Origin of the sequence: Clostridium fessum (assembly GCF_003024715.1) — a bacterium.
Lineage (GTDB): Bacteria > Bacillota > Clostridia > Lachnospirales > Lachnospiraceae > Otoolea > Otoolea fessa.
Window position 1 is genome coordinate 51,847 of the sequence record NZ_PYLO01000004.1, and the last position, 24,209, is coordinate 76,055.

The following is a 24,209-nucleotide window of genomic DNA, read 5'->3' on the forward strand; positions in this document are numbered from 1 at the left end:
ATAAAATACTATATAGGAGTTTTTGTATGAAAATGAATGGCGGATTTCTTGTTACCAAAATAAAACAACTTGGAGATCGAATCTTTGAGAAGATTCTCAGCGAAAAGAATATTGATGCGTTTAACGGAGCCCAAGGGCGTATTCTTTATGTACTGTGGCAGGAAGATGGAATCTCTATCAGGTCACTCTCGATTAAATGTGGATTAGCGATAACTTCTCTTACTACGATGCTGGAAAGAATGGAAAATCAAGGGCTGATAAGACGCATTCAGTCTGAAACGGACAAAAGGAAAACACTCCTGTTTCTGACTGAAAAAGCACATGCCTTAAAGGACGAATACGATTCTGTATCTGATAAAATGGGCAGTATTTACTACAAAGGTTTTTCGGAGGAAGAAATTACCCAGTTTGAGGAATACCTCGACCGCATCAGAAAGAATCTTGAGGAGTGGCAGAAATCATGAGTATTTGTATCAAAGATCAGATTCAAAACATGAATATCGTCATCGGATGTACAGTGGGGTGTGCATATTGCTATGCCCGCAATAATGTGAAACGCTGGCATATGATTGATGACTTTGCTGACCCTGAATTCTTTCCGGGTAAGCTCAAGATGATGGAAAAGAAACGTCCGCAGAACTTTCTTATTACCGGCATGAGCGATCTTTCCGGCTGGAAGTCAGAATGGAGAAACGAGGTATTTGAAAAAATCCGTGAAAATCCACAGCATCAGTTCCTGTTCCTTACAAAGCGACCAGATCTGCTGGATTTTGATACAGATTTGGAAAACGCATGGTTTGGTGTTACGGTGACGAGAAAAGCAGAACTGTGGCGTATTGACGCACTACGGGAAAATGTCAGAGCAAAACACTATCATGTTACCTTTGAGCCGCTATTCGACAATCCAGGTTCAGTTGATCTTTCCGGGATCAACTGGATCGTTGTCGGCACCATGACTGGAGTTCAGAGCAGGAAGGTTCATACGGAGCCGGAGTGGGCATGGTCTCTGGCAGATCAGGCGCATGTGCTTGACATTCCGGTATTTATGAAGGAAGCTCTTGTCCCTATCATAGGGAATGAAAATATGATTCAGGAAATGCCGGATGAATTCAATAAAGTGTTGGAGGGACAGAGATCATGGCAGAAGTAATAAATGGAATCCTCATTCGTGAGGTGGAAACAAAGAACATCATGACCAAGTCCAGTCTGCCTGTAGGCGGTTACTCGGTCAATCCATATGTAGGCTGTACACACGCCTGCAAGTATTGCTATGCTTCTTTTATGAAGCGCTTTACCGGACACAAGGAGGAATGGGGCACTTTCCTTGATGTGAAGCATTGGCCGGAAATTAAGAATCCGAAGAAATATGCCGGACAACGGGTGGTCATCGGTTCTGTGACAGATGGCTACAATCCACAGGAGGAGCAATTCGGGAATACCAGAAAACTTCTGGAGCAGCTGATCGGCAGTGACACAGATATTCTGATCTGCACAAAGTCGGATCTTGTGGTACGGGATATTGATCTGCTGAAGAAGCTTGGACGAGTAACCGTTTCATGGTCGATCAACACACTAGATGAAAATTTCAAGAACGATATGGACTCTGCTTCTAGCATTGAGCGCCGTATCGCTGCTATGAAGCAGGTATATGAATCAGGTATCCGTACAGTCTGTTTCGTATCCCCGGTATTCCCCGGTATCACGGATTTTGAAGCAATCTTTGAGCGGGTAAAGGATCAGTGCGATCTGTTCTGGCTCGAAAATCTCAATCTTCGAGGCGGTTTCAAAAAGACAATTATGGATTATATCGCCGGAAAATATCCTGATCTTGTACCACTTTACGACGAGATCTATAACAAGCATAACCACAGCTACTTTAAAGCACTTGAAGTAAAAGCTGAGGAAATGGCTAAGAAGCATGATTGTTCCTTTGTGGATAATGAAATGCCTTATGGCAGAGTCCCGCAGGGACATCCGGTGATCGTAGATTATTTCTATCATGAGGAAATCCGAGGGACAGAGAATACAGGAAAAAGAAATCGTTAATCTAAACGAAAATTAAACTGATGATGGTGGAGAGATTTATTTATCGCCATTTGAAAGCGAGAAGTTCTTGTTTGAAAAATAGAGAAATTGTAAAATTGAAGAAAAAAGAAATGCACAGTTCTTAGCTTATCGGGAGCTGTGCATTTTTGTAAATAAATACTTTTAATTAGCCGATACACACAAAAGATTGGAAAGTCATTTGGAAAAGCAGAGGATAATGCACTTACTATAAGGCATTTACTCATGCTCAAATTGGAAAAACATTGTTTCACCAATTCAGGAATCTTTGGGCAATCAGTATAGAAAGAAAGTTTATTTATGAGCACACAACAAAAAGTAATCAAAAAAGCAATCGTAAAAAAATACGATTGCTTTTTTGCGCATTTCTGCATATAATATATAAGACAGAAATGGAGGCGATTGATATGCGTGAAACAAGAACATTAGAGTTCAAGGAAACGATTACCAACACTTTTTTAAAAACAGTCAGTGCTTTTTCAAATTATGACGGCGGAACCATCTTTTTTGGAGTGGATGATGATGGAAATATAAAAGGTTTGCCGGATGTAAAACAAGCCTGCTTGGATATTGAAAATAAAATCAATGACAGCATTACACCGCAGCCGGATTATACGCTTGAGGTACAGAATAATGACCAGACGATAAAGCTTACTGTGAAAAGCGGATTACAGAAGCCGTATCTATATAAATCGAAAGCATACAAGCGGAATGATACAGCAACGATAGAGGTAGATACTCTGGAATTTTCAAGGCTTGTATTGGATGGAAAAAATATTCGATTTGAAGAATTGCCTTGCAAAGATCAGGAGCTGTCCTTTGAAATTTTACATCGTAAGCTGAAAGAGACTGTCCGGATTGAAAATTTTGATAAGGACACACTGAAGACATTGAACTTATATGACGATGTAAATGGATTCAATAATGCAGCAGGGCTTTTGGCAGATAAAAATCATTTTCCGGGAATCGATATTGTCAAATTTGGAGAAAATATCAGCATCATTCAAAAGAGATCGACTTTTGAAAATATATCGGTTTTAGAGGTTTATGAAAAGGCAATCGATGTATTCAGAGACTATTACCAATATGAAGTAATACAAGGTGCTGATCGAAAGAAGATGGAAAAAGTACCGGAAGCTGCTTTCCGGGAAGCAATCGCCAATGCTCTGATTCATAGAGTGTGGGACGTGAATTCGCAAATCAGAGTTTCGATGTTTGATGATCGAATTGAAATAGTTTCTCCTGGCGGATTGCCGTCTGGAATCACAGAGGAAGAATATCTGTCTGGTAAACTTTCTGTTTTAAGAAATAGAAATCTTGCCAATGTATTTTACAGATTGGGATTTGTAGAGATATTCGGAACGGGAATTACAAGAATAAAACAACTGTATGCAGAAAGTTTGATAAAACCGGATTTTGAAGTTTCAGAAAATGCGATAGAAATTGTGCTTCCGATATTTGAAAAAAATGCGGATCTGACAGAAGACGAAATCGTGATCTATAAACTTTTAAGCAAGACGATGTTGAAGCCAATCAGCGAAGTTGCACCATATGTACCTTTCGGTAAATCAAAGACAATAAAGCTGCTAAAAGAAATGTGTCAAAAAGGTGTGATTGCAGTGGAAGGAAAAGGCAAAGGCACAAAATATATCATTAGATAAGACTTTAATTTCCAAAGTAATGTTTCGGAAATTAAAAAAGCAGAAGGTTCATTTGCATTAGGTGCAGTTAATTGTGCAATGGCTTCCTGCACAAATCATGAGAGAGATTGTACTTCTGGATAATTTGCGGCGGAACTTATGCGTTTACAAATGGTGTACTTACGTTGACTTCGTGCCATAGTTGGGCACCTCCTTATTCTCTTGATTATACTATGAAATCCTTGAGAATAGGCTGTCAACTTTATTTATACACCATCAAAAAGAGTGAGTGCGGTATAACACTGGGAGAAAAAATAGGGCTGCTGTACGAGTGGTAAAATTTACAGCCATTTGTACAGCTTTTACCTACTAAGAGTAAGAAATAATATGCTAAGATATATCGAGATAGGGTTCTAAGGAGAAATAGATAGAACCCTTGTAAATACAAGGAAAATAGAGGTTATACCAAGCTATGCGAGAAAAAATAAAAGTGCTCATGGTTTGCCACGGCATTATTTGCAGAAATCTCTAAAATCCTCTGTAATATCAAGGTTTTTCAAACTTGAAGGTGGTGCTACTACACCACTACTACACCAGTGAGTCTCGATGTGACAAAAATTTTGAAATCGAGGTCAAGGTTATGAAAAACAAAAAGAGTATCAACAATATCGAATACATATTGGTTGGAGATTACTACATCCCGGATCGGAAGTTTCCCAATGAGGAACGCCCTATCGGAAAATACGGACGGATGCACCGAGAGTATTTGAAAGAGCATAACCCAATGATGTTCAATGACCTGGTTCTGGAGGGGCAGCTCTGGACTTACCTTGCCGATTTGAACGAGCAGGCACAGGAGCGTTTGTCCCTGATTGTTGAGCAGATGAAGGCCGCTGAGGGCGTGACAGAGGAACTGAAAGCAGCCGACCAGATGGCATGGCTCGGAGCTATGAACAGTATCCACAATCGAGCGGAAGAGATTGTGATTCATGAGTTGGTTCTGTAATAAGGAGTAAAATAAGCAAGACTGGATGTTATTCTACGGGAGATTGCATCCAGTCTTTTTTGAAAAAAGCTTACTTTTTTGTATGTGAAATATTTTAATGCGAATTAATGCAAAATTTCACTTACAAATCTTGAATAAATGTGCGTAAAATTATTGCTTATTAAAGCATATCTGTTATAATAAATACATACACAGAAAGAAAATAAATGTGAGTGATTTTAAAAACGAAAGTTGGTGAACACGTGGATATTAGAACGATAGCAAAACAAGTTATTATAGAAAAGGATGGCATTGCCAAAGCAGCAGATTTTGTTCAGGCAGGAATTCATGCTGCTGATGTAGTAAACATGTGCAATGCCGGATACCTTGATCGCATTCGACACGGATATTATCAACTTGCTGAGGCGGATACATCTTCTGAAGAACAACTCATTGCAGCGTTGATTCCAAAGGCAATTATTTGTGTGGAATCGGCTCTTTTTCATTATGGCTATAGTGACTTTGCACCTCGTAAATGGTCTATTGCTGTACCGAGATCTATGTCCCGGACAAAGCTGGATGTAGATGTACTGGCTTTGCAAACGTATTATGTTCAACCAGAAATATATGAGCTGGGGAGAGTGACGGATGATTTTTACGGGGTTAAGCTCTCCGTATATGATCGAGAGCGTACGATTTGTGATTGCTTCAAATATCGTTCAAGGCTTGATCGTGAAATATTTAGTAAGGCATTGAATGCTTATGCAAAGGATGAGAAGAAGAATCTGCAAAATCTTTCCATATATGCCAAAAAACTAAGAGTGTACAAGAAGGTCAATGAATTGATGTCGGTTCTGTTGGAGGGCTGATATTGTTGTATCTGTGCTCATGTGGTTACCTGAATTATTTAAAAATTGTTTATGAGCATCTTATATAGAGAAAATAATGATAGGAATTATGTGAAAGCGAGACGATGAGTATGTTAATGAATACGGCTGAGTATATTTCCATTATTGAAAATATTAAGAGTGAAATTACTGCGGCACAATATCGTGCGGCAGTTCATGTAAATGCAGATATGCTGCTTCTTTATTATGATATTGGTTGCGTAATCAATGAACATAAATCATGGGGAAACAAGTTTATTGATAACCTTGCAGCAGATATTCGGATTGCTTTTCCAGAAAGCAAAGGATATTCTGTTCGTAATTTGAAGTATATGGCAAAATTCGCAGAGATTTATCCAGACCGAGAATTTGTGCAACAGGTTGTTGCACAAATTCCATGGGGGCACAATATAGTTCTTCTGGATAAGGTCGCTGATATGGATGAACGTAAATGGTATATTAAAAAGTCAGCGGAAAACGGCTGGTCTCGAAATGTTCTTGTCCATCAGATTGAAAGCAACTTGTATCAGAGACAGGTTCTGGCAGATAAAGTTACAAATTTTGATCACCGCTTACCGTCTCCGCAAAGTGAACTTGCGGTGCAGACAATGAAAGACCCATATGTATTTGATTTTATTCCTTTCCGGGAAGATATGCTCGAACGGGATATTGAGCAGGCACTTGTTAGGGATGTCACCAAGCTCCTTCTGGAGCTTGGAACAGGTTTTGCATTTCTGGGAAACCAGTATCACCTGAATGTAGGCGGCGATGATTTTTACATTGATTTGTTGTTCTATAACCTGAATCTTCGCTGTTATGTAGTTATCGAATTGAAAACCGGTGATTTCAAGCCGGAATATGCTGGTCAGCTAAACTTTTATCTGTCAGCCGTGGACGGCATTTTGAAAAAAGAGCAGGATAATCCGTCCATTGGTTTGCTTCTGTGCAAAAGCAAAAATAATGTGGTTGCAGAATATTCACTCAAGGATATTTCAAAGCCGATTGGTGTAAGCGAATACAAAATAACCAGTAGTCTGCCGGATGCTCTGGAAAAGCAACTGCCATCTGTTGAAGATATTCAGAAACGGATTAAATAAACCTAAGAATCGAAAAACAAAGCAAGATAAAAAGCTAAAAAATTCTTAGTAGTAACACTTTATATTTTACTACCAAGTTTACTACTAACAGGTAGTAACAACTTGCAGGGTTCTGCTCCAATCTGCCACAATTTGTAATTTCAAAGCATATCACAATAACCCCAGAAACCCTTGCAAAACAGGGCATTACTGGGCAAAACAAGGAGAAACAAAACAATGATAAAAATACTTTTCATCTGCCACGGCAGGACTTTGAGTACAGCTATAAGTGGCGATGAAGTGCGATAAAACGGAGCAAATCGTGGTGGAGTGATAGGAAAGGGACTACGGTTTTTATACGGATGACAAGGTGGAGGGAAAGAAAATATCTTATAAAAGTTCAATAATGTAGAATGAATTTAATCTATATAGTTTGTGCTGAACATTACAAGAAAAACGCTTGTATTCACAGTAACTGTTAAACACATAGTAGGTATGTGAGATACCTCTAGAGTTTGTGTGTGTGAATGAATTAATAGTGTTTTGCGTAAGTGATTCAGGGTTTTTAATGTGTCTATTTTTTAATAATAATATTACAGCATTTTTCATGTTTTGATTTATAATTCGTGATTCTATAGTAATCTCCTTTCATTGACCAATGAGTAAAATGTTGTTATAAATCCTTAAAAAACGAACAAAACTATGTTGACCAATAAGTTTTTTACGGGTATAATAATATTAGAAATTGATTCGGAGGTAGTAATATGAATTTTAGAGAGTTGGAATCCAATTTTAAAAAGAATGTTTTCAGAAATGAAGATGATATAAAAATACATTTTCATTCGGATATTGTAAAACCTCTTTTGATTGAGTTAAATCCAGATATGTTAAATCAATATAAAAGTGAGGATGTTTTAATTGCAGGTGGAAGAACTGATGCGACATTCCAAAATATTTCTTTTGAATTAAAGAAAGAAAACTATTTTTCTAAGGAAAAGGGAGTAAATGAGGCTCTTTATGGAAGAAATGACACAGATCATGGACTCTATGATTATATAATAAGTAATTCGGGAATAAGTGTCAATGATAAAGAAGAAATTATAGTGAAAAAAATAATGAGAGGTATTGGCGTTGGATTTGATGGAAAGAAATTTATATTTGCACGTTTTATTCCCTCATCACAAAGAAACAAATTAAATACAAGGAAAGTTAAAGTAGAAATTGAAAAACCACTAAATTTGGGATTTATATACGAAATAAAGGATTTTCAACCTGGTTTAAAAAGACTTGCATTGTTGTTAAAACAGCAAGAAAAGAGAAGCTTGACAAAAGCAACTCTATGTTCTGTTATTCACCCTAAAAGTGATTTTGTAAGAAATTCTATTAATATAATATATCAAAATCTCAGAAATAATATTGATACAACATCCAATTCGTTTAATAACAGAGTAAAAATATTATTTGATGAGTGGGATAGAGTATTCGGAGTGATGTATGGTGATGACGAACAAGCAACAGATTTTACAGAAGTATCTTCCAAAATAAGAGAAATGTATGGTATTGAGAAAGAAATGGATATTGACAGTAAACAATATTTATTTTCCATGCAGACATTTTTTAATATTTTTTTGAAAATATTAGTGTATTCATTCTTGGCACAACTTGTTGATCCAATGTTTACAACACAGCAAGAGTTAACAAAAGATGAAATAAACGATTTGTTCGATGGACAATCGGATGATAGCTGTAAATTGGTAAATAATTTCTTTGAATCGCATTTTTTGGAATGGTTTACATTTACGAGCAACATCAATAATCCGGATGATAGTTTTGACGTTCAGCTTGTTAATCAAACTATGAAAGAAGTTAATAAATTTGATTTAAGCACTTTTGTTTTGCGGCCTGAGAATGTCCAGGATATTTTGCAGGAAGTTTATATGGGACTTATTCCACAAGAGATGCGTCATTTAATGGGTGAGTATTTTTCACCAGATTGGATTGTGGAGCATGCACTAGATATGGTTGGATATAATGGAGAGATTACAAAAACTTTGATTGATCCAACTGCAGGTTCTGGACCATTTTTAACACAATCAATAAAGCGTATTATTAAAGAAAAAAACGGTGTTCTTTCAAAAGATGATATTATTAAAATTACTGAAAACATTGTCGGATTTGATATTAATCCGATATCAGTTGTAGCGGCTAAAGCGAATTATATATTAATAACTTTTTCAGCGTATTTTGATAATTGTGATGAAGAGTTTGGCGCTCCCGTAAGTATACCTGTTTTTATTGCGGATTCAATTTTAGCGCCCGTTGTTTATACTGAAGAGAATGATACGACGCTTAAATTAGAAACAACAGTTGGTCCAATTGAGATTCCCAAATTTGATTCATTTGTGAAAGGAAATGAGTTTCTAAAACTGTTAAGTCAATCCATTGATGATAGAGGCTCATATGATGTTTTTGAAAAACTTGCTCTTGGTAAGGGATTAATACAAGAAGAAGACTTAGGTGTTGTTAAGACATTGTTTTCGAAACTAAAAGCATTACATCGTGCTAGTAAAGATTCATTTTGGCCTATAATCTTTAGAAATAGTTTTGCACCGGTTATGATCCGAGATAAATTTGATTTTGTTGTGGGGAATCCACCCTGGATAGCATGGAAAGCAATGAGTAAGAGTTATCGTGCTGGAACATTAACAATATGGCAAAGCTATGGTATTTTTGAAAAGAATGCTTATGACAAAAAGACAACTCATGATGATTTTGGTATGGCAGTCACATATGTATCTGTAGATCAATATTTGAAAGTTGGAGGCTCAATGGTATTTTTATTACCAGCATCTTTTTTGAAATCAACAAAAGGTGGTGAGGGATTTAGAAAATTCAGCATAATTCGGAATGGGCAGAGCATACCTTTTAAGGTTGAAGAAGTACATGATTTTTCATGTGTTAGTTTGTTTACTATACCAACGGTAGCTATTAAGTTTAGTAAAGGAACGGAAATGACATATCCAATGAATCGATATAGATTTTATACACAAATAGGTAGAAAATCGAAAATTGATTCTCATGCAAACTGGGATTATGTTCAATCAATTTTAGAATATTGTGATAAACTTGCACAACCGGTAGACAAGGAAGATGCTCAATCTGCTTGGTTGACGTTAGAAGATATGCGATTTGCTAATAATGTACTAAATCCAAATGTAGAACGTTCTTATAAAGGACGAAAGGGGATAGAACCTGCAGGTGCAAAAGGTGTTTATATTTTGAAGGAACCTAAAAAGGCAAGAAAAGGATATTTGAATATTGAAAACGATATGTCACGCCAAAGAAGACAGGATATAATTGATAAAGGAGTTCATAAAGGGTGTATTGAAGAAACATACATATATCCAATGTTAGGTGGACGTAATATAGCAAAATGGTATGTGAAATCTAATGAATTTATGCTTGTGCCACATACTGCTGAATTTAAATATGGAGTTCCTGAAGGAATTCTTGCACTAGAAGCACCGGAAACATTCCAATGGCTGAATTATTATCATGATGAATTGCTGGATACCCGAATTCAAAATGGAAAGTTTTTTAATAAAGATACGCAGCCTTTTTATAGATTGGATAATGTTGGGACATATACTTATTCACCTTATAAAGTTTTATGGAAAGAGCAAGCGGGTAGTATGTCTGCAGTAGTGGTATCAAGTTATTATGAATCGGTGCCAAATGCAAATCGCGAATTGTTTTCAGAAGATAAACCCATTGTTGTTGATTCAAAAGTGCTTATGTTAGATGTTTATGAGGAGATGGAAGCATATTATGTGTGCGGCATAATTAATTCGCCTAGTATAATAGAAGTTGTTGATGGATATGCAATTTCTACCAATAGGGGGGTTGATGTTTTGAAGTACATTGCGATTCCTAAGTATGATAGTGATAATGATTTACATACGAAAATAGCTGATACTTCCAAGAAAATTCATCAAAAGAAAAAAGAAAAGGGAGCATGTGCTAACGTTTGTGAGTTGGAATCAAAATTGAACAGGATGATTCATATATTGTTTTCTTAGGAGGTAAAAGTGAAAAATTTGCAAGTTGATTTTAATGCGCCATTAAATGAGTTGGATTCTGAAATTCAAACATATGGATGTAGACAAAATAATCCAGATATTTGCGGTTCTAACGGCTTAGAAGGTATTTGTGGATTTGCATCGTCTGATTGTTTGTGTAAAAAACCATCTAGATCATGGAAAAAACAGTATAACAAATTAAAGGAGAATAGTTAGGTATAGGGGCGACTTAAATCTCTACCACTTTTCTCACTAAAGACCAATGCCCCCTCTCACGCATATTTTCGCGAAATTGCACAGGGGGTATTGTGTTAACCTGGTTTTAGCAACTCGAATGGCTGAAATTAAGGAAAAAAATGAAATGTTGTGCCCGAAAAGTATTGCCGATTTGTGTAGAAGTAGGGTTGCCTTGAAATGGGGCAGCTCTTTTTCAAATATTGTGTTGACTAATTTACCCGGTAGAGTGATATATGTACATACCAAAAAGAAAGGTGGTATGTGCAATGATTACAGAAATTGATTTTAAAGTTAAAGGTGAGGAACGTAAGAAGCTGGCTTATGCCATAGGTGAATTGCTTGAAATGCCGGTAAAGTATACCAGAACACCCAAGTTTGATTATCTGATTGGAAGCAGCATTCTAGATAAAAACGGAGTGTTCCATACATCCGAGGATTTGTCAGAAAGTGAGTTGGAATTGGTTTTAGAACGGTTTTACAAAGGTGAGCCCATACAACAATCAGAGCTGCCAGAGGATGAAACTGTGGAAGCAGATGTATTAAGCATATCAGTTCCAAGAAACATGTTTACAGATGACAAGCTGGAAAATTTGCAGAAGTTGATAGAAGGGAAGCAAACGCTTTTTAAGCACACATTCCGAGTGGAGCAGTTGGAGGTTGCTATTACCGAGAATCAGGTTTCATTTCCCTGGTTTCCACTTGCGTCCGAGCCGGATGCTGTGAGTGCATATACAGAATTTATTTCCAAATTATGCGAATTAGCAATAAAACTAAAACGAGTATCGCTGAAGGATAAAGAAGTTGAGAATGAAAAATATGCATTCCGATGTTTCCTTTTACGTTTGGGATTCATCGGAGACGACAGCAAAGTTGCTCGCCGGATTCTGCTTCAAAATCTTTCTGGAAATTCAGCGTTTCACAAAGTATAAAATAATACGATTCTTTGGTGCAGGGTGTCGCAGAGACGTCCTGTATTATTTTATTGAAAGAAGCTGAACAGCCTCTGGACGGATGAGCCTACCGTTGATACGTTCATAAGCAGCATAACCGGTCAAATTCTCGCGAGAATACAGTTCAGTTAAGATCTTTACGGACAGTGGCTGTCGTTCTAATATCCAGAAATAGGACAAATCGCCAAATGCAACAGGAATACTGTCGGCTGCTATATCCGGCATATATGGCGAGATAACCACTGGCCTGCTATGGATTGTGTCATCAGACTGCCGCCACAGGTAATTGCCATCCTTGTCTTTTAATGTTCTGAGGGTTAATGCAGTATTGTCATTCATTAACCAGACACCATTTTTCCTGAATTCAGGCTTCGTTGCAAAATACAAAGCGATAATATCATCATAAGATAAACTCTCGGTACGATTACTGTACACATCTTGCAAAATTTCGCTAAGATTTGCATTTTATGTACAGAAATGACCAATACATAAAGAAAAATTGACACCGCGCAAAACGCTGCAAATGGCAGCAGGAAAGCGCCTTTTGAAAGGAGAAATTATGAGCATTCGAGTACTTTTCATCTGCCACGGCAACATCTGCCGTTCCACCCTAGCCCAAAGTGTCTTCACCCACAAAGTCGTATCCCAAGGGCTTTCCGCTCACTTCCTTATCGACAGCGCCGCCACAAGCACCGAAGAAATCGGCAATCCACCGCACCGGGGGACGGTGAATAAGCTGAGGAAGGTTGGAATTCCTCTGGTGCCGCACCGGGCGCGGCAGGTGACGTGGGCGGATTATGAGAAATTTGATTATATCATAGGTATGGACAGTGCCAATATCCGAAATTTAAACCGGATGCTGAAAGGCGATCCAGAGGGGAAAATATATAAATTCCTCACATTTGCAGGTTCAGACCGTGACATCGCGGATCCGTGGTATACGGGTGATTTTGACGCGACGTATGAAGATGTTCTGGAGGGCTGTGTGGGTTTTCTGGCATATCTGAAAGAACAGGGACAGATATAACCCAAAGTTTGATGAGTATTCATTTTAGGTTAAGATAGAAGGAACGGACTGTTTCTGTTGCAATTTATCAGTGTGCTGGAGGAACATCCGGGCGATTCGTGGATTAAAAAATATATTTTCCCGGGCGTAATGGTTCTAAGTCTCTGGGAAATGATTTCTTGTGGTTCAGCAGATGGATTTTATATCCTGGATGTAGAAAATCTACGTCTGCACCAGATTTTATTTACAAAAGGAATTGATAATGACTTGCCGATGACACGCTGGTATTAATAAGTGGAGTGCTTTTTTATTTCCAGCTGAATCCGTTCGCAGAGATCCTTGACCGTGACAAGCTCGATAAAATCCGTTTCCGGAATATCGATCTCGAAGCAGTCTTCGATTTCTGTGATAAAGTATACGATCAAAAATGAATCCAGCCCCAGATCGTCGATCAGGCGGTCAGCCGATGTCAGCGGGCGGGTGATTTCTACGTATTCTGATAGAATGTCTTTTATTTCAACCAGGATTTCTTCCTGCGTCAGTTCGTGTTTCATGAGAAGTTCCTCCTAATATATGTGATTCATGCAGCTATTTTTATTGTAAATTTAATATAGAATCTGTGTTTGTGAGATGATTCTATCTGTGTGTTTATTTTATCATGAAACTGCCCGCTTGAGTAGATATATCCCTTAAAATAGGAGGAGCCGACAGGAACGGACTCCTGTCGGCGTAGGTATGAAAAAGTATATTATGAAAGGTCTTTTGCCTTTACGCGTATTACTATATCGAAAAAATGTGATAAAAGTATGTTCGGAATGTGAAGAAATCATAAATTTCGGAAAATATTTTGGAAGTGGATGGGGGAATAAAAATGACACGCAGATATAAGTTTGTGCAATTTTATTCATAAAAATGAAAATATATGCGTGAAATTTCTGAAAAAGATAGAATGTAAAAAGGTAATATGATATAATGAGCGCAAGTGAGCCAGAGAGCTGCTTGCAGATTTATGGCGAACGGCGAATGGCGATCACGATAGCTGCGTCAGCAGCGGTAAGCATCGAAGATGCGAATCGTGATATAATATGAACACTTACAGAGAACTTGTCAAATTTAGTGTGGGTTATAGATGAACATTTGATGAATCTGAGATAAAGGAGAAAAATAATCAAAATAAAGATTCAAAAAAACATATCTACAAAGAAGAAGGCAGAACATCAGGCGGATGCAAAAGCATTTGCCGGAACGGGTTCAGAAAGGACAGGGAACGATGCGGGCGTTTACATTTGAAAATGCGACAAAGATTTATTTTGGCGGAGGTTGTGTGAAAGAGCACCTGCTGGAGGCGGTGAAGCCGTATGGGGAAACGGTGATGCTGGCATATGGCGGCGGCTCGATCAAGACGAATGGCATTTATCAGGAAGTGATGGATGTCTTAAAGCTGGCTGGAAAACAGGTGATAGAATTTTCTGGCATCATGCCGAATCCGACCTACAGCAAGGTAATGGAAGGGAAAAAAGTCGTACAGGAAAATCAGGTAGATCTGATTCTGGCAGTGGGCGGCGGTTCGGTCATGGACTGCAGCAAGGCGATCTCAATGGCGGCTGCGACGGACAAGGACGTCTGGGAGGAATACTGGATCAAAAAGGGCGAGATTGATTTTGAGCCGGTTCCGGTGGGCGTGATTGTGACCGTGGTCGGCACTGGAAGCGAGGTCAACGGCGAGGGTGTAATCACCCATGAGGAACAGAAAATTAAGACGAGCCGGAATTATCCGCGCTGCAATCCGGTGTTTGCGATGATGGACCCGAAATATACCTACACGGTTTCTCCACTCCAGACGGCAGCGGGCGGTTTTGATATGCTCAGCCATGTGATGGAGACATATTTCAGCGCACCGGATGAGGATAATCTTTCGGATGCGATCTCGGAGGCGCTGATGCGGAGTATTATTGCGAACCTGCCAGTGGCGATCCGGGAACCAGAAAATTATGAGGCGCGCAGCAACCTGATGTGGGCATCCACGATGGCGGAGATTGGCATTATCAAATTAGGAAAACAGTGTGATTTTGAGGCGCATATGATTGAACATCAGATGGGGGCTTACACGGACTGCAACCACGGCATGGGACTTGGCGTGATCCATCCGGCGTATTATCGTCGAATTTGCCGGGACGGCATCAAGAAATTTGTGAAATTTGCTGTAAATGTCTGGGGAATGTCACCAGATGGCGGCGATGAGGAAGAACTGGCATTTGGCGGAATTGACGCATTACAGGCGTTTATTCATGAGATTGGTTTGCCGGGGACGCTGCGGGAACTGGGAATCACAGATCAGAGCCTGCTGAAAACGATTGCTGATTCATGTATCCGCAATGACGGCGGGTATCGGCAGCTGACGCACGCGGAAATCTTGGATATTTTGGAAGAGTGCTATTAGTACAAAGGAGGAAAATCATGCCACACATTGCAATATCTATGTACCCGGGACGGAGCCGGGAAGAGAAGGCAGCGCTGGCTGAGAAGGTCAGAACGCTGGTATCAGAAGAATTAAAGAAGGATCCGAAGGTTGTGACGGTATCGGTTCATGATGTACCGGCTGAGAAATGGCAGGAATATTTGGATGCGATTCCGGGCGAGGAGAGATTCTATTAGAAGTCTAAGTCGGGGTTGCAGAAAGAGGCAAAAGATCATCCGACGATGGATAATATAGCTCAAGCAGTGTCGAAAAAATAAACTGCAAAAGATATATAATAATGAATAAAAAAGAACGGACTGTTCATAAATAGACAAAAAAGCATAGGATGTAGAGAATAGATATTTGAACTGTGCCGGTTTACAGAGTATCATCTGTAAACCGGGCAGAAAGAAGCACATTTACGCGCATTACTTAGTGGATTTTGTCTGTATGAACAGTCTTTTTTGCAGCATTTTATAATTGAGAAAACATTTCATTTACTCCTTTTAAATTCCCACAAATATTTCTTGACATTTCCCAGTTACATTCATATAATGAACATATGAACAATGATTCATATAAATAAAAATATTTCAAAGAAATCTTGATAAAATCCTGCAAACTGCTTTCACGAAAGAAGCAGTGAAGCAGGGCAGAAACGCGTAGCATGAAGGGAGAAATCGGATGGCAATTCATGATGTAGAGTGCTGTGAGGAGTGTGCTGTTCACGATGAGGTTGTGCAGTCGGTCCGGGGAATGCTGCCGGATGACGATGATTTGTATGATCTGGCGGAGCTGTTTAAGGTATTTGGTGATTCGACGCGGATCCGGATTTTGTTTGTGCTGTTTGAGTCGGAGATGTGTGTCTGCGACATTGCACAGCTGCTTAATATGACGCAGTCGGCGATTTCGCATCAGCTTCGGATTCTCAAGCAGTCGCAGCTCGTCAAGAGCCGCCGGGACGGAAAGTCGGTGTTCTATTCGCTGGCAGACGACCATGTTTACCGGATTATCAACCAGGGCTTTGAGCATATTAAAGAATAGCAAGTTCCTTGAATGATGATAATGGATTGAATGAATGTGAAAGCGGTGCTATCTGTAAAGAAAAAATTGCAGGTCTCGAAAAGCAAACATTAAAAATTTATAACTCAATAAAAAGAGGAGGATTATCATGAAGAAGAAATTTAAATTAACTGATCTGGATTGTGCAAACTGTGCAGCAAAGATGGAGGATGCGATCAAGAAGCTGGATGGAGTCAATGATGCGAGTGTCAGCTTTATGATGCAGAAAATGACGATCGATGCGGATGACGCACGTTTCGACGAGATCATGAAAGAGGTTGTAGAAGTGTGCAAGAAGGTGGAACCGGACTGCATTATTAATATGTAAAATTGGAAAAGGCATAATCGGATCAAAAGCTGCTTTTTAAAAGAATAAAATCAGATTGTGTAATGCACAGAAGGGCAAAGTAAAAAGATATAGGCAAATGAGCTGTGCCGGCACATTTTCCTATATCTTTTTTTCTGGGAATGTGTTTCCAGAATGAAGGGAGGCTTTATGAATCAGAAGCAGAAAACGATGCTGAAGCGGATCGTCGCGGCGGCAATCGTATATATCGCGGCGGCAGCAGCGAAAAAAATGAATGTATTTGCCGGAATGCCGCAGCCGTGGACAGAGTTAGTCGTATTTTTAATTCCGTATCTGATTATTGGATGGGATATTGTATACAAGGCGTTCCGGGGGATTAAAAATGGTCAGGTATTTGATGAGAATTTCCTCATGACAGTAGCGACGTTCGGAGCGTTCGGTGTGGGCGAGTTTTCTGAGGCGGTTGCGGTTATGCTGTTCTATCAGGTTGGCGAGCTGTTTCAGAGTTATGCGGTCAACCGTTCGCGCCAGTCGATCAGCGATCTCATGAATATCTGCCCGGAATATGCCAATATTGAAAAAGATGGACAGATAGAGCAGGTCGATCCGGATGATGTGGAAGTGGATGACATCATCGTGGTACAGCCGGGAGAGCGGATTCCGCTGGATGGCGTGGTGGTAGAGGGTGAATCGATGATCGATACCTCGGCGCTGACTGGTGAATCGGTACCGCGCCGTGCGGCAGCCGGGGATGAAATCATCAGCGGATGTGTCAATGGCAGCGGGCTTCTGCGGGTGCGCGTGACGAAAGAATTTGATGATTCGACGGTGGCACGGATTCTGGAGCTGGTGGAGAATGCCAGCAGCAAGAAGGCGAAGGTGGAGAACTTTATCACTCGGTTTGCCAGATATTATACGCCGGTGGTCGTGATCGCGGCGGTTGCTTTGGCATTTGTGCCGCCGATTGTGCTGGGCGGAGAATTTGGCGAGTGGATTCAGCGAGCTTGTATTTTCCTGGTAATTTCCTGCCCGTGTGCGCTGGTGATTTCGGTTCCGCTTAGCTTCTTTGGCGGCATTGGTGCTGCATCCCGCATCGGTGTGTTAGTCAAGGGAAGCAATTATCTGGAGGCAGTTTCGGAGCTGGATACGGTTGTATTTGATAAGACAGGCACCCTGACGAAGGGCGAGTTTAAAGTGACGGAGCTGCATCCGGCGGGAATCAGTGAGGATGAGCTTCTGGAGCTGGCGGCGTATGCCGAGAATTATTCGACGCATCCGATCGCGGAATCGATACGGGAGGCGTATCGTGAGAGAAAAGGCAGTTTGGCAGAAGCAGAAACTCAAAAGGCGAATGCGGGAACAGCAGAAATCGTTCTGGATGCTGACAATGACACAATAAAAGAGGTGCAGTCCAAAGAGGGTGTGCAGGGAGTGGTACGCAAACCCCTGATCGACTTAACCCGCATCGGTGAAACCAACGAGATTTCCGGTCATGGTATCGAGACAACGATCGACGGTCACAAAGTTCTGGCGGGTAATGGACGCCTGATGAAGAGTAAAAATATACCGTATCAGGAATGCGACGGCATCGGCACTGTGATTTATCTGGCAAAGGACGGAAAATTTGCCGGAAGTATCCTGATTGCCGATACGATCAAGCCGGAGACGGAGGATGCGATCCGTGGACTGAAGGCGGCTGGAATCCGCCGTACTGTTATGCTGACGGGCGACCGGAAAGCGGTCGGCGAGGCGGTGGCTGCGAAGGTCGGCATCGATCAGGCGTACACGGAGCTGCTTCCGGCGGATAAGGTGCAGAAGGTCGAGGAGATGCTGGCGGAGATGACCGGAAAGCGGAAGCTGGCATTTGTCGGCGACGGCATCAACGATGCACCGGTTCTCTCCCGCGCAGATGTCGGTATTGCAATGGGAAGCATGGGAAGTGACGCGGCGATCGAGGCGGCGGACATTGTCCTGATGGATGATAACCCGGCGAAGATTGCAGGTGTGGTTAAAATCGGACGCAAGACAATGGCAATTGCGCACCAGAATATCGTGTTTGCCCTGGCGGTTAAGGCGGTTGTGCTTCTGATGGGCGCGGCTGGAGTGGCGAATATGTGGGAAGCCGTGTTTGCGGACGTCGGTGTTTCCGTCATTGCAATTTTAAATGCGATGAGGGCATTAAGAACTAAATAATCGCTAATATCAAAAAGCTATGGCGGAAGGAATACTTGATGGTTCCGGAAACTGTAGCTTTTTAAATTTGCGGCTCTAAGGGATTTATATATAAAACCAATATTTGCAAGTGGTAAAAGAATAGGAATAAGAAAGAAATCAAGGCTTGGGAAAGATAAAATGCTGGGAATCATACAGAATTTCCAAAATAGTTGTAATAATCCTTAATAAAATAGTAATTGAATCTGACGGAAGAATGAAGTATGATCAAATACCATAGGATATTAGACGGAAAGGAAGGAACAGGATGAAAAAATGGATGAAAACGGCGCTTGTCCTGGCTGCAGCGGTCTGCCTGAGTGTGGCGGCTGCGTTCACAGCACTGGCGGCGCAGACGTTTCAGATAACCGCTTCGATCGGCTCCTGTCTGATTGGTTCGGGGCAGAATACAGTGGATATTTCACTTTCAAGCAACGGTGATACAACGGGGACGGACGGAAAGATTTATCTGTTTGAATTGCGGCCGTATGAGTCGGAGATTGGAAGCCGGACTGATTATGTCAGCAGCGTAGGCGCAGGGGAGACGAGGACCGTCTCGATTCCTTTAAACAAGGGAACTGCCCAGGACCGCCTTTATAGCCGGTTTGTTCCGGCAGTGTTTGACGGAACTGCATTTACGGCAGTTGGCGCGGCACATTATATCACAAATCCGGAGGTGGTTGCATCCAATCAGGATGCGTTTAAGACGCCGCTGACGAAAAAGGGCTTGAATATCCAGTTAAATATGCTCAACGATGCATTTACACTGGGCGTCAAACATGTGGCAGTCAATATCGCATTTTCCCAGTTTTTAGGAAGTGGCATTGATTATGAGTACGATGGAAAAACGTATCATTTTAATAAGTCGGTGGTTGAAAATTATGACAAGGTGATCAGTACATATATCGGAAAAGATATATCCGTGACGGCGATCGTTTTAAATGACTGGAATGACGCGCACCCGGAATTGGTTCATGCGGGAACTGCGAAATCTTCGAGCGCCAATTATTATATGTTTAACACGAAGACACAGGAAGGGTTTGAGACAACGCGTGCGATCTTCGCGTTTTTGGCGGATCGTTACAGCGGCAAGAATCATAATTCAAATTATGCGAAGATTTCCAACTGGATTCTGGGCAATGAGATCAACAACCAGATTTGGAACTACATGGGACCGGCAGATTTGAATGCATATGTATCCACGTATCAGCAGGCATTCCGCACGTTCTACACGGCGATCAAGAGCACAAGTGCGAATGACCGGGTTTATTTTTCACTTGATTTCTGGTGGGGAGCTCCGTATGAGAACCTGAACGATCAGGTGCATTATACGGGCAAAGGCATTGTTGATACGTTTAACGCCTTGGCAGTAACGGAAGGCCAGATGGACTGGGGCATTGCCTACCATCCGTATCCGTACCCGATGACGGAACCGGAATTCTGGGATGATCCGGCAACGGGGCTGGTAACCGAGAGTGCAGATTCACCGATTGTCAACTTTGCAAACCTGCATGTACTGACCGATTATCTGAATCAGGATTCGATGAAGACAGCATCTGGCGAGGTGCGCCATGTCATTCTGACGGAGGAAGGATTTACTGCACAGAGTCTGACGCGCGGCGATGTGTCGGATATCCAGGCGGCGGCATTTGCATATTCTTACTATATCGTGGACAGCAACCCGTATATCGACGCGTACATTCTGAGTCGTCAGGTCGATGCGCCGTCAGAGGTAAGGGCAGGCTTAAGCTTCGGTCTGTGGTCCTGTGATATGAATCAGGGCAATGAGATTGTAGCGGTAAAGGATCGAAAGCTCTGGAGAGTTTTCCACGACATTGATCAGAAGAGATACACGCTGGAAACTTCGAATTTTGCAAAATCAATCATCGGAATTAATAAGTGGTCGGATGTGATTCCGAACTTCCGGTGGAAGTCTCTGGAACAGTAGCGGATGGTAGACAGAGACTTGTAGAACAAAAACTATAAAAAAAAAAGTATAAATAAAAAAGTGCCTTTCTTCTCGAAGAAAATTTCTTGAGAGGAAAAGCACTTTTTTTAGAAAATAAACGTATCTGATGTATCGGAGAACCGGGAGTCTCAGATACCATAGATGGTTTGCTGGATTTTGTCTCCGAATCCTGCCGATTTTATCAGATCTTGAGTTCTTATCAGATCTTATTGCTCTGTCTCCAGATATGCATCTTCTCAGCTTCCTTAATCAGCTGATCGCGGAACTGCGGATGTGCAACGGAGATGATAGCCTCGCATTTCTGCCAGGTTGCAAGACCCTTTAAGTTTACTTTACCGTACTCGGTTACCAGGTAGTGCAGGTTTGCACGTGTATCGGTTACGATGGAACCCTGATTTAAGGTCGGGAGAATACGGGACTGCAGCTCGCCAGCCTTGTTCTTGAAGGTGGAGGAGCAGCAGATGAAGCTCTTTCCGCCCTTGGACAGGTAAGCGCCCAGAACGAAGTCAAGCTGTCCGCCTGCACCGCTGATGTGCTTGATTCCTGCGGACTCTGCATTTACCTGACCGAAGAGGTCGAGGTCAACCGCGTTGTTGATGGACATGAAGTTGTCCAGGGCTGCGATGGTGCGGACGTCGTTGGTGTAATCAACCGGAGCACTCATGCAGGCCGGGTTGTTGTTTAAGTAGTCATACAGTTTCTTGGTACCAGCGCCGAATGCGTATACCTGACGGCCTTTGTCCAGTGCTTTGTGAGCGCCTGTGATCTTGCCGGCTGCGGCAATATCAACGAATGCGTCAACGTACATCTCGGTGTGAACACCCAGATCCTTTAAGTCGGATTTCGCAATCAGGGAACCAACTGCGTTCGGCATACCGCCGATACCTAACTGTAAGCAGGCACCATCCGGGATCTCGTCTACGATCAGTTTTGCAACTGCTTCATCGACATCAGTCGCTGCTGCGGCGCCTCCCATCTCTGCGATGGTCGGGTTGCTGCCCTCTACGATCATGTCTACGTTGGAGATATGAACGCCGTTCTCAAATCCGCCGAGGCAGACCGGCATATTTTCATTGACCTCTACGATGACAACCTTGGAAGTCTCGCAGCAGGCTGCCATATGGGAAGCATTTGGTCCGAAGTTGAAATAACCGTGCTCATCCATCGGAGCGACCTGGAATACAGCTACATCCGGTTTGGTTGCGGACTCACGATAGTATCTCGGAAGCTCGGAATAACGGATCGGAGCATAGAAGCTGAATCCCTGTGCGATTGCCTTTCTCTCGATACCGCTCATGTGCCAGGAGTTCCAGGTCATATGAGCTGCCGGGTTTTCGATCTTGAAGATCTCCGGTACCCACATCAGGATACCGCCGCGGAAGTTTACATTCTCCAGTTCCGGAAGACGTTTTGCGATAGCAGCATCGACTGCTACCGGAGTGCCGGTGGTCCAGCCATAGTCAACCCAGTCGCCAGATTTAACGACGGAAGCAGCTTTTTCAGCGGAAACCAGCTTTTCTGCATACAGTTTCTTGTAATCCATACTTATTCACCTTGTCCTTTTTAATAATATGAAGAAGTCCGTACAAATGCGTGATTCGGACATCCCCCGTTGTTTATCAGTGTATCATCTCCACTACCCCTTGTCAACGAAAGAGGCGGAGGACAAAATAGGGGAAAATGACGACATATTCATATTTATGAATTACAGATATAAGCATATGTAAATGGAAGAGAAATGAGTTTGTCTATTAATTCACAAACAAAATACCGTGTTGGTTATAATGCCAGAGAAGACCACTTTTATTGAGAAAACAGAAGAAAAAAATTGTGCATTCCGCCTAAAGGCGATCAAAACGATGTAGAAATAAGTGGATTGTACGCGGAAAAATGAGAATCTTAAATCTTTATAAATCCATTGATAATTATTTGACAGGAGCCGCGTGGGGTGTTAAGATACAAATACACTATCATATTTATCACTATTTTACTATTTACTGCAGTTGTGTTATTTACGTGGTGGATCATTTTCAAGGAGGATTTTTTCAATGTCTAAGAAAGTCGTAATTGCAAGTGCATGCCGTACCGCAGTAGGTTCTATGGGTGGCCAGCTCAGTACTGTTCCAGCAGCTGAGATGGGTGCCGTAGTTATCAAGGAGGCTCTGAAGAGAGCAGGCGTTGCTCCGGAGCAGGTTGATCACGTATACATGGGATGTGTTATCCAGGCTGGTCTTGGTCAGAACGTAGCACGTCAGATGTCTCTGAAAGCTGGTCTTCCGGTAGAAGTTCCGGCAGTTACCCTGAACGTGGTTTGCGGTTCTGGTCTGAATGCTGTAAACGCAGCAGCAGATATGATCCTTGCAGGCGATGCTGACATCGTAGTAGCTGGTGGTGCAGAGAACATGTCCGCAGCTCCGTATGCTCTGATGAAGGCTCGTTACGGATACCGTATGAACAATGCGACCATGATCGACACCATGGTAAATGACGCTCTGTGGGATGCATTCAACGATTACCACATGGGTATCACCGCTGAGAATATCTGCGATCAGTGGGGTATCACAAGAGAAGAACTCGATGAGTTTGCAGCAGCTAGCCAGCAGAAGGCTTGCGCAGCTATCGAGGCTGGACGTTTCAAAGACGAGATCGTTCCGATCGAAGTTAAGAAGAAAAAAGAGACTGTTATCGTAGATACCGATGAGGGTCCGCGTCCGGGTTCCACTGTAGAGGTTCTTGGCAAGCTTCGTCCGGCATTCAAGAAAGACGGACGTGTAACAGCTGGTAACGCTTCCTCCATCAACGATGGTGCAGCAGCTGTAGTTGTTATGAGCGAAGAGAAAGCAAAAGAACTGGGTATCAAACCGATGGCTACATGGGTAGCAGGCGCTCTGGGCGGTGTAGATCCGAGCATCATGGGTATTGGACCGGTTGCAGCTACCAAGAAAGTTCTGAAGAAGACAGGCTGGAAGGTAGAAGACTTCGACCTGATCGAGGCAAACGAGGCATTCGCAGCTCAGTCTATCGCTGTAGCTCGTGACCTTGGCTTCAACAAAGACATCCTGAACGTAAACGGCGGTGCAATCGCTATCGGACATCCGGTAGGAGCATCTGGCTGCCGTATCCTGACAACTCTGTTATACGAGATGCAGAAACGTGACGCTAAGAAGGGTCTGGCTACTCTGTGTATCGGTGGCGGCATGGGCTGCGCAACGATCGTTGAGAGAGACTAATTTCTGACGCAGAACCGGAGTCGTCGGGGCTTATCCCCGGCGCTCCGG

General features: G+C 41.9%; 21 protein-coding genes. 18 read left to right on the forward strand and 3 right to left on the reverse strand.

From position 1 onward, the window contains the following. The first annotated feature begins 26 nt into the window (after nt 1–26). The 10 genes from C7U56_RS11560 (at nt 27) to C7U56_RS11605 (ending at nt 11,897) form a co-directional block, all read left to right on the forward strand. Nucleotides 27–464, forward strand: coding sequence for a radical SAM mobile pair system MarR family transcriptional regulator (locus C7U56_RS11560; protein WP_107001343.1), 438 nt, complete (start codon nt 27–29; stop codon nt 462–464). After that, nucleotides 461–1,150: a radical SAM mobile pair protein A gene (locus C7U56_RS11565; protein WP_107001344.1), complete on the forward strand. Its 690-nt coding sequence runs from the start codon at nt 461–463 to the stop codon at nt 1,148–1,150. Before C7U56_RS11560 ends, C7U56_RS11565 begins: the two co-directional genes overlap by 4 nt. Further along, entirely contained in the window at nt 1,138–2,046 is a 909-nt protein-coding gene (locus C7U56_RS11570) for a radical SAM mobile pair protein B (RefSeq protein WP_107001345.1), read from the forward strand. The genes C7U56_RS11565 and C7U56_RS11570 overlap by 13 nt, the downstream gene beginning before the upstream one ends. 425 nt (nt 2,047–2,471) lie before the next feature. Continuing rightward, nucleotides 2,472–3,725: an RNA-binding domain-containing protein gene (locus tag C7U56_RS11575; RefSeq protein ID WP_107001346.1), complete on the forward strand. Its 1,254-nt coding sequence runs from the start codon at nt 2,472–2,474 to the stop codon at nt 3,723–3,725. Between the two features lie 619 nt (nt 3,726–4,344). Continuing rightward, nucleotides 4,345–4,710, forward strand: coding sequence for a TnpV protein (locus C7U56_RS11580; protein WP_107001347.1), 366 nt, complete (start codon nt 4,345–4,347; stop codon nt 4,708–4,710). Nucleotides 4,711–4,922: 212 nt separating this feature from the next. Continuing rightward, complete coding sequence (locus C7U56_RS11585) at nt 4,923–5,558, forward strand: type IV toxin-antitoxin system AbiEi family antitoxin domain-containing protein (protein WP_233430264.1); 636 nt, start codon at nt 4,923–4,925, stop codon at nt 5,556–5,558. Between the two features lie 110 nt (nt 5,559–5,668). Further along, nucleotides 5,669–6,673: a PDDEXK nuclease domain-containing protein gene (locus tag C7U56_RS11590; protein ID WP_333493364.1), complete on the forward strand. Its 1,005-nt coding sequence runs from the start codon at nt 5,669–5,671 to the stop codon at nt 6,671–6,673. Nucleotides 6,674–7,416: 743 nt separating this feature from the next. After that, nucleotides 7,417–10,731 (forward strand): Eco57I restriction-modification methylase domain-containing protein, encoded by a 3,315-nt coding sequence (locus C7U56_RS11595; protein WP_107001349.1) that lies wholly within the window; start codon nt 7,417–7,419, stop codon nt 10,729–10,731. 9 nt (nt 10,732–10,740) lie between these two features. After that, nucleotides 10,741–10,947: a hypothetical protein gene (locus C7U56_RS11600; protein WP_107001350.1), complete on the forward strand. Its 207-nt coding sequence runs from the start codon at nt 10,741–10,743 to the stop codon at nt 10,945–10,947. Between the two features lie 287 nt (nt 10,948–11,234). Continuing rightward, nucleotides 11,235–11,897 (forward strand): hypothetical protein, encoded by a 663-nt coding sequence (locus C7U56_RS11605; RefSeq protein WP_107001351.1) that lies wholly within the window; start codon nt 11,235–11,237, stop codon nt 11,895–11,897. A 45-nt stretch (nt 11,898–11,942) separates the two neighbouring features. Here the strand turns inward: C7U56_RS11605 and C7U56_RS11610 are convergent, their stop codons facing one another. Next, nucleotides 11,943–12,353 carry a phage major capsid protein gene (locus tag C7U56_RS11610; RefSeq protein WP_267895330.1) on the reverse strand — a complete coding sequence of 137 codons (411 nt, stop codon included), beginning with the start codon at nt 12,351–12,353 and terminating at the stop codon, nt 11,943–11,945. A gap of 124 nt (nt 12,354–12,477) precedes the next feature. On the opposite strand from C7U56_RS11610, the gene C7U56_RS11615 reads away from it, so the two are divergent. Then, the gene (locus C7U56_RS11615) at nt 12,478–12,945 is read left to right on the forward strand and encodes a low molecular weight protein-tyrosine-phosphatase (RefSeq protein ID WP_107001353.1); all 468 of its coding nucleotides are present in this window, start codon (nt 12,478–12,480) and stop codon (nt 12,943–12,945) included. A 266-nt stretch (nt 12,946–13,211) separates the two neighbouring features. Here the strand turns inward: C7U56_RS11615 and C7U56_RS11625 are convergent, their stop codons facing one another. Further along, nucleotides 13,212–13,478 carry an acyl carrier protein gene (locus C7U56_RS11625; protein ID WP_107001355.1) on the reverse strand — a complete coding sequence of 89 codons (267 nt, stop codon included), beginning with the start codon at nt 13,476–13,478 and terminating at the stop codon, nt 13,212–13,214. Between the two features lie 716 nt (nt 13,479–14,194). Here C7U56_RS11625 and C7U56_RS11630 point away from each other — a divergent pair. The 6 genes from C7U56_RS11630 (at nt 14,195) to C7U56_RS11655 (ending at nt 20,910) form a co-directional block, all read left to right on the forward strand. After that, complete coding sequence (locus C7U56_RS11630) at nt 14,195–15,364, forward strand: iron-containing alcohol dehydrogenase (RefSeq protein ID WP_107001505.1); 1,170 nt, start codon at nt 14,195–14,197, stop codon at nt 15,362–15,364. 17 nt (nt 15,365–15,381) lie between these two features. Beyond that, nucleotides 15,382–15,579, forward strand: coding sequence for a tautomerase family protein (locus C7U56_RS11635; protein WP_107001356.1), 198 nt, complete (start codon nt 15,382–15,384; stop codon nt 15,577–15,579). Nucleotides 15,580–16,066: 487 nt separating this feature from the next. After that, complete coding sequence (locus tag C7U56_RS11640; RefSeq protein ID WP_022358591.1) at nt 16,067–16,426, forward strand: ArsR/SmtB family transcription factor; 360 nt, start codon at nt 16,067–16,069, stop codon at nt 16,424–16,426. A 127-nt stretch (nt 16,427–16,553) separates the two neighbouring features. After that, a complete protein-coding gene (locus tag C7U56_RS11645; RefSeq protein WP_022358590.1) occupies nt 16,554–16,772 on the forward strand; it encodes a cation transporter in 219 nt (72 codons plus the stop codon). A gap of 168 nt (nt 16,773–16,940) precedes the next feature. After that, a complete protein-coding gene (locus C7U56_RS11650; protein ID WP_107001357.1) occupies nt 16,941–18,944 on the forward strand; it encodes a heavy metal translocating P-type ATPase in 2,004 nt (667 codons plus the stop codon). A gap of 286 nt (nt 18,945–19,230) precedes the next feature. Further along, nucleotides 19,231–20,910, forward strand: a complete 1,680-nt coding sequence (locus C7U56_RS11655) for a DUF5722 domain-containing protein (protein WP_107001358.1) — start codon at nt 19,231–19,233, stop codon at nt 20,908–20,910. Between the two features lie 220 nt (nt 20,911–21,130). Here C7U56_RS11655 and C7U56_RS11660 read toward each other — a convergent pair whose 3' ends face one another. Then, nucleotides 21,131–22,474, reverse strand: coding sequence for a butyryl-CoA:acetate CoA-transferase (locus C7U56_RS11660; protein ID WP_107001359.1), 1,344 nt, complete (start codon nt 22,472–22,474; stop codon nt 21,131–21,133). Between the two features lie 505 nt (nt 22,475–22,979). On the opposite strand from C7U56_RS11660, the gene C7U56_RS11665 reads away from it, so the two are divergent. Continuing rightward, complete coding sequence (locus C7U56_RS11665) at nt 22,980–24,161, forward strand: acetyl-CoA C-acetyltransferase (RefSeq protein WP_107001360.1); 1,182 nt, start codon at nt 22,980–22,982, stop codon at nt 24,159–24,161. Nucleotides 24,162–24,209 lie beyond the last annotated feature (48 nt).

Coding starts and splice junctions, on each gene's coding strand:
- C7U56_RS11595 (WP_107001349.1), top strand. CDS start 7,417: ATGAATTTTAGAGAGTTGGAATCCAATTTTAAAAAGAATGTTTTCAGA.
- C7U56_RS11635 (WP_107001356.1), top strand. CDS start 15,382: ATGCCACACATTGCAATATCTATGTACCCGGGACGGAGCCGGGAAGAG.
- C7U56_RS11625 (WP_107001355.1), bottom strand. CDS start 13,478: ATGAAACACGAACTGACGCAGGAAGAAATCCTGGTTGAAATAAAAGAC.
- C7U56_RS11570 (WP_107001345.1), top strand. CDS start 1,138: ATGGCAGAAGTAATAAATGGAATCCTCATTCGTGAGGTGGAAACAAAG.
- C7U56_RS11560 (WP_107001343.1), top strand. CDS start 27: ATGAAAATGAATGGCGGATTTCTTGTTACCAAAATAAAACAACTTGGA.
- C7U56_RS11615 (WP_107001353.1), top strand. CDS start 12,478: ATGAGCATTCGAGTACTTTTCATCTGCCACGGCAACATCTGCCGTTCC.
- C7U56_RS11630 (WP_107001505.1), top strand. CDS start 14,195: ATGCGGGCGTTTACATTTGAAAATGCGACAAAGATTTATTTTGGCGGA.
- C7U56_RS11580 (WP_107001347.1), top strand. CDS start 4,345: ATGAAAAACAAAAAGAGTATCAACAATATCGAATACATATTGGTTGGA.
- C7U56_RS11590 (WP_333493364.1), top strand. CDS start 5,669: ATGTTAATGAATACGGCTGAGTATATTTCCATTATTGAAAATATTAAG.
- C7U56_RS11645 (WP_022358590.1), top strand. CDS start 16,554: ATGAAGAAGAAATTTAAATTAACTGATCTGGATTGTGCAAACTGTGCA.
- C7U56_RS11575 (WP_107001346.1), top strand. CDS start 2,472: ATGCGTGAAACAAGAACATTAGAGTTCAAGGAAACGATTACCAACACT.
- C7U56_RS11655 (WP_107001358.1), top strand. CDS start 19,231: ATGAAAAAATGGATGAAAACGGCGCTTGTCCTGGCTGCAGCGGTCTGC.
- C7U56_RS11660 (WP_107001359.1), bottom strand. CDS start 22,474: ATGGATTACAAGAAACTGTATGCAGAAAAGCTGGTTTCCGCTGAAAAA.
- C7U56_RS11650 (WP_107001357.1), top strand. CDS start 16,941: ATGAATCAGAAGCAGAAAACGATGCTGAAGCGGATCGTCGCGGCGGCA.
- C7U56_RS11605 (WP_107001351.1), top strand. CDS start 11,235: ATGATTACAGAAATTGATTTTAAAGTTAAAGGTGAGGAACGTAAGAAG.
- C7U56_RS11665 (WP_107001360.1), top strand. CDS start 22,980: ATGTCTAAGAAAGTCGTAATTGCAAGTGCATGCCGTACCGCAGTAGGT.
- C7U56_RS11640 (WP_022358591.1), top strand. CDS start 16,067: ATGGCAATTCATGATGTAGAGTGCTGTGAGGAGTGTGCTGTTCACGAT.
- C7U56_RS11565 (WP_107001344.1), top strand. CDS start 461: ATGAGTATTTGTATCAAAGATCAGATTCAAAACATGAATATCGTCATC.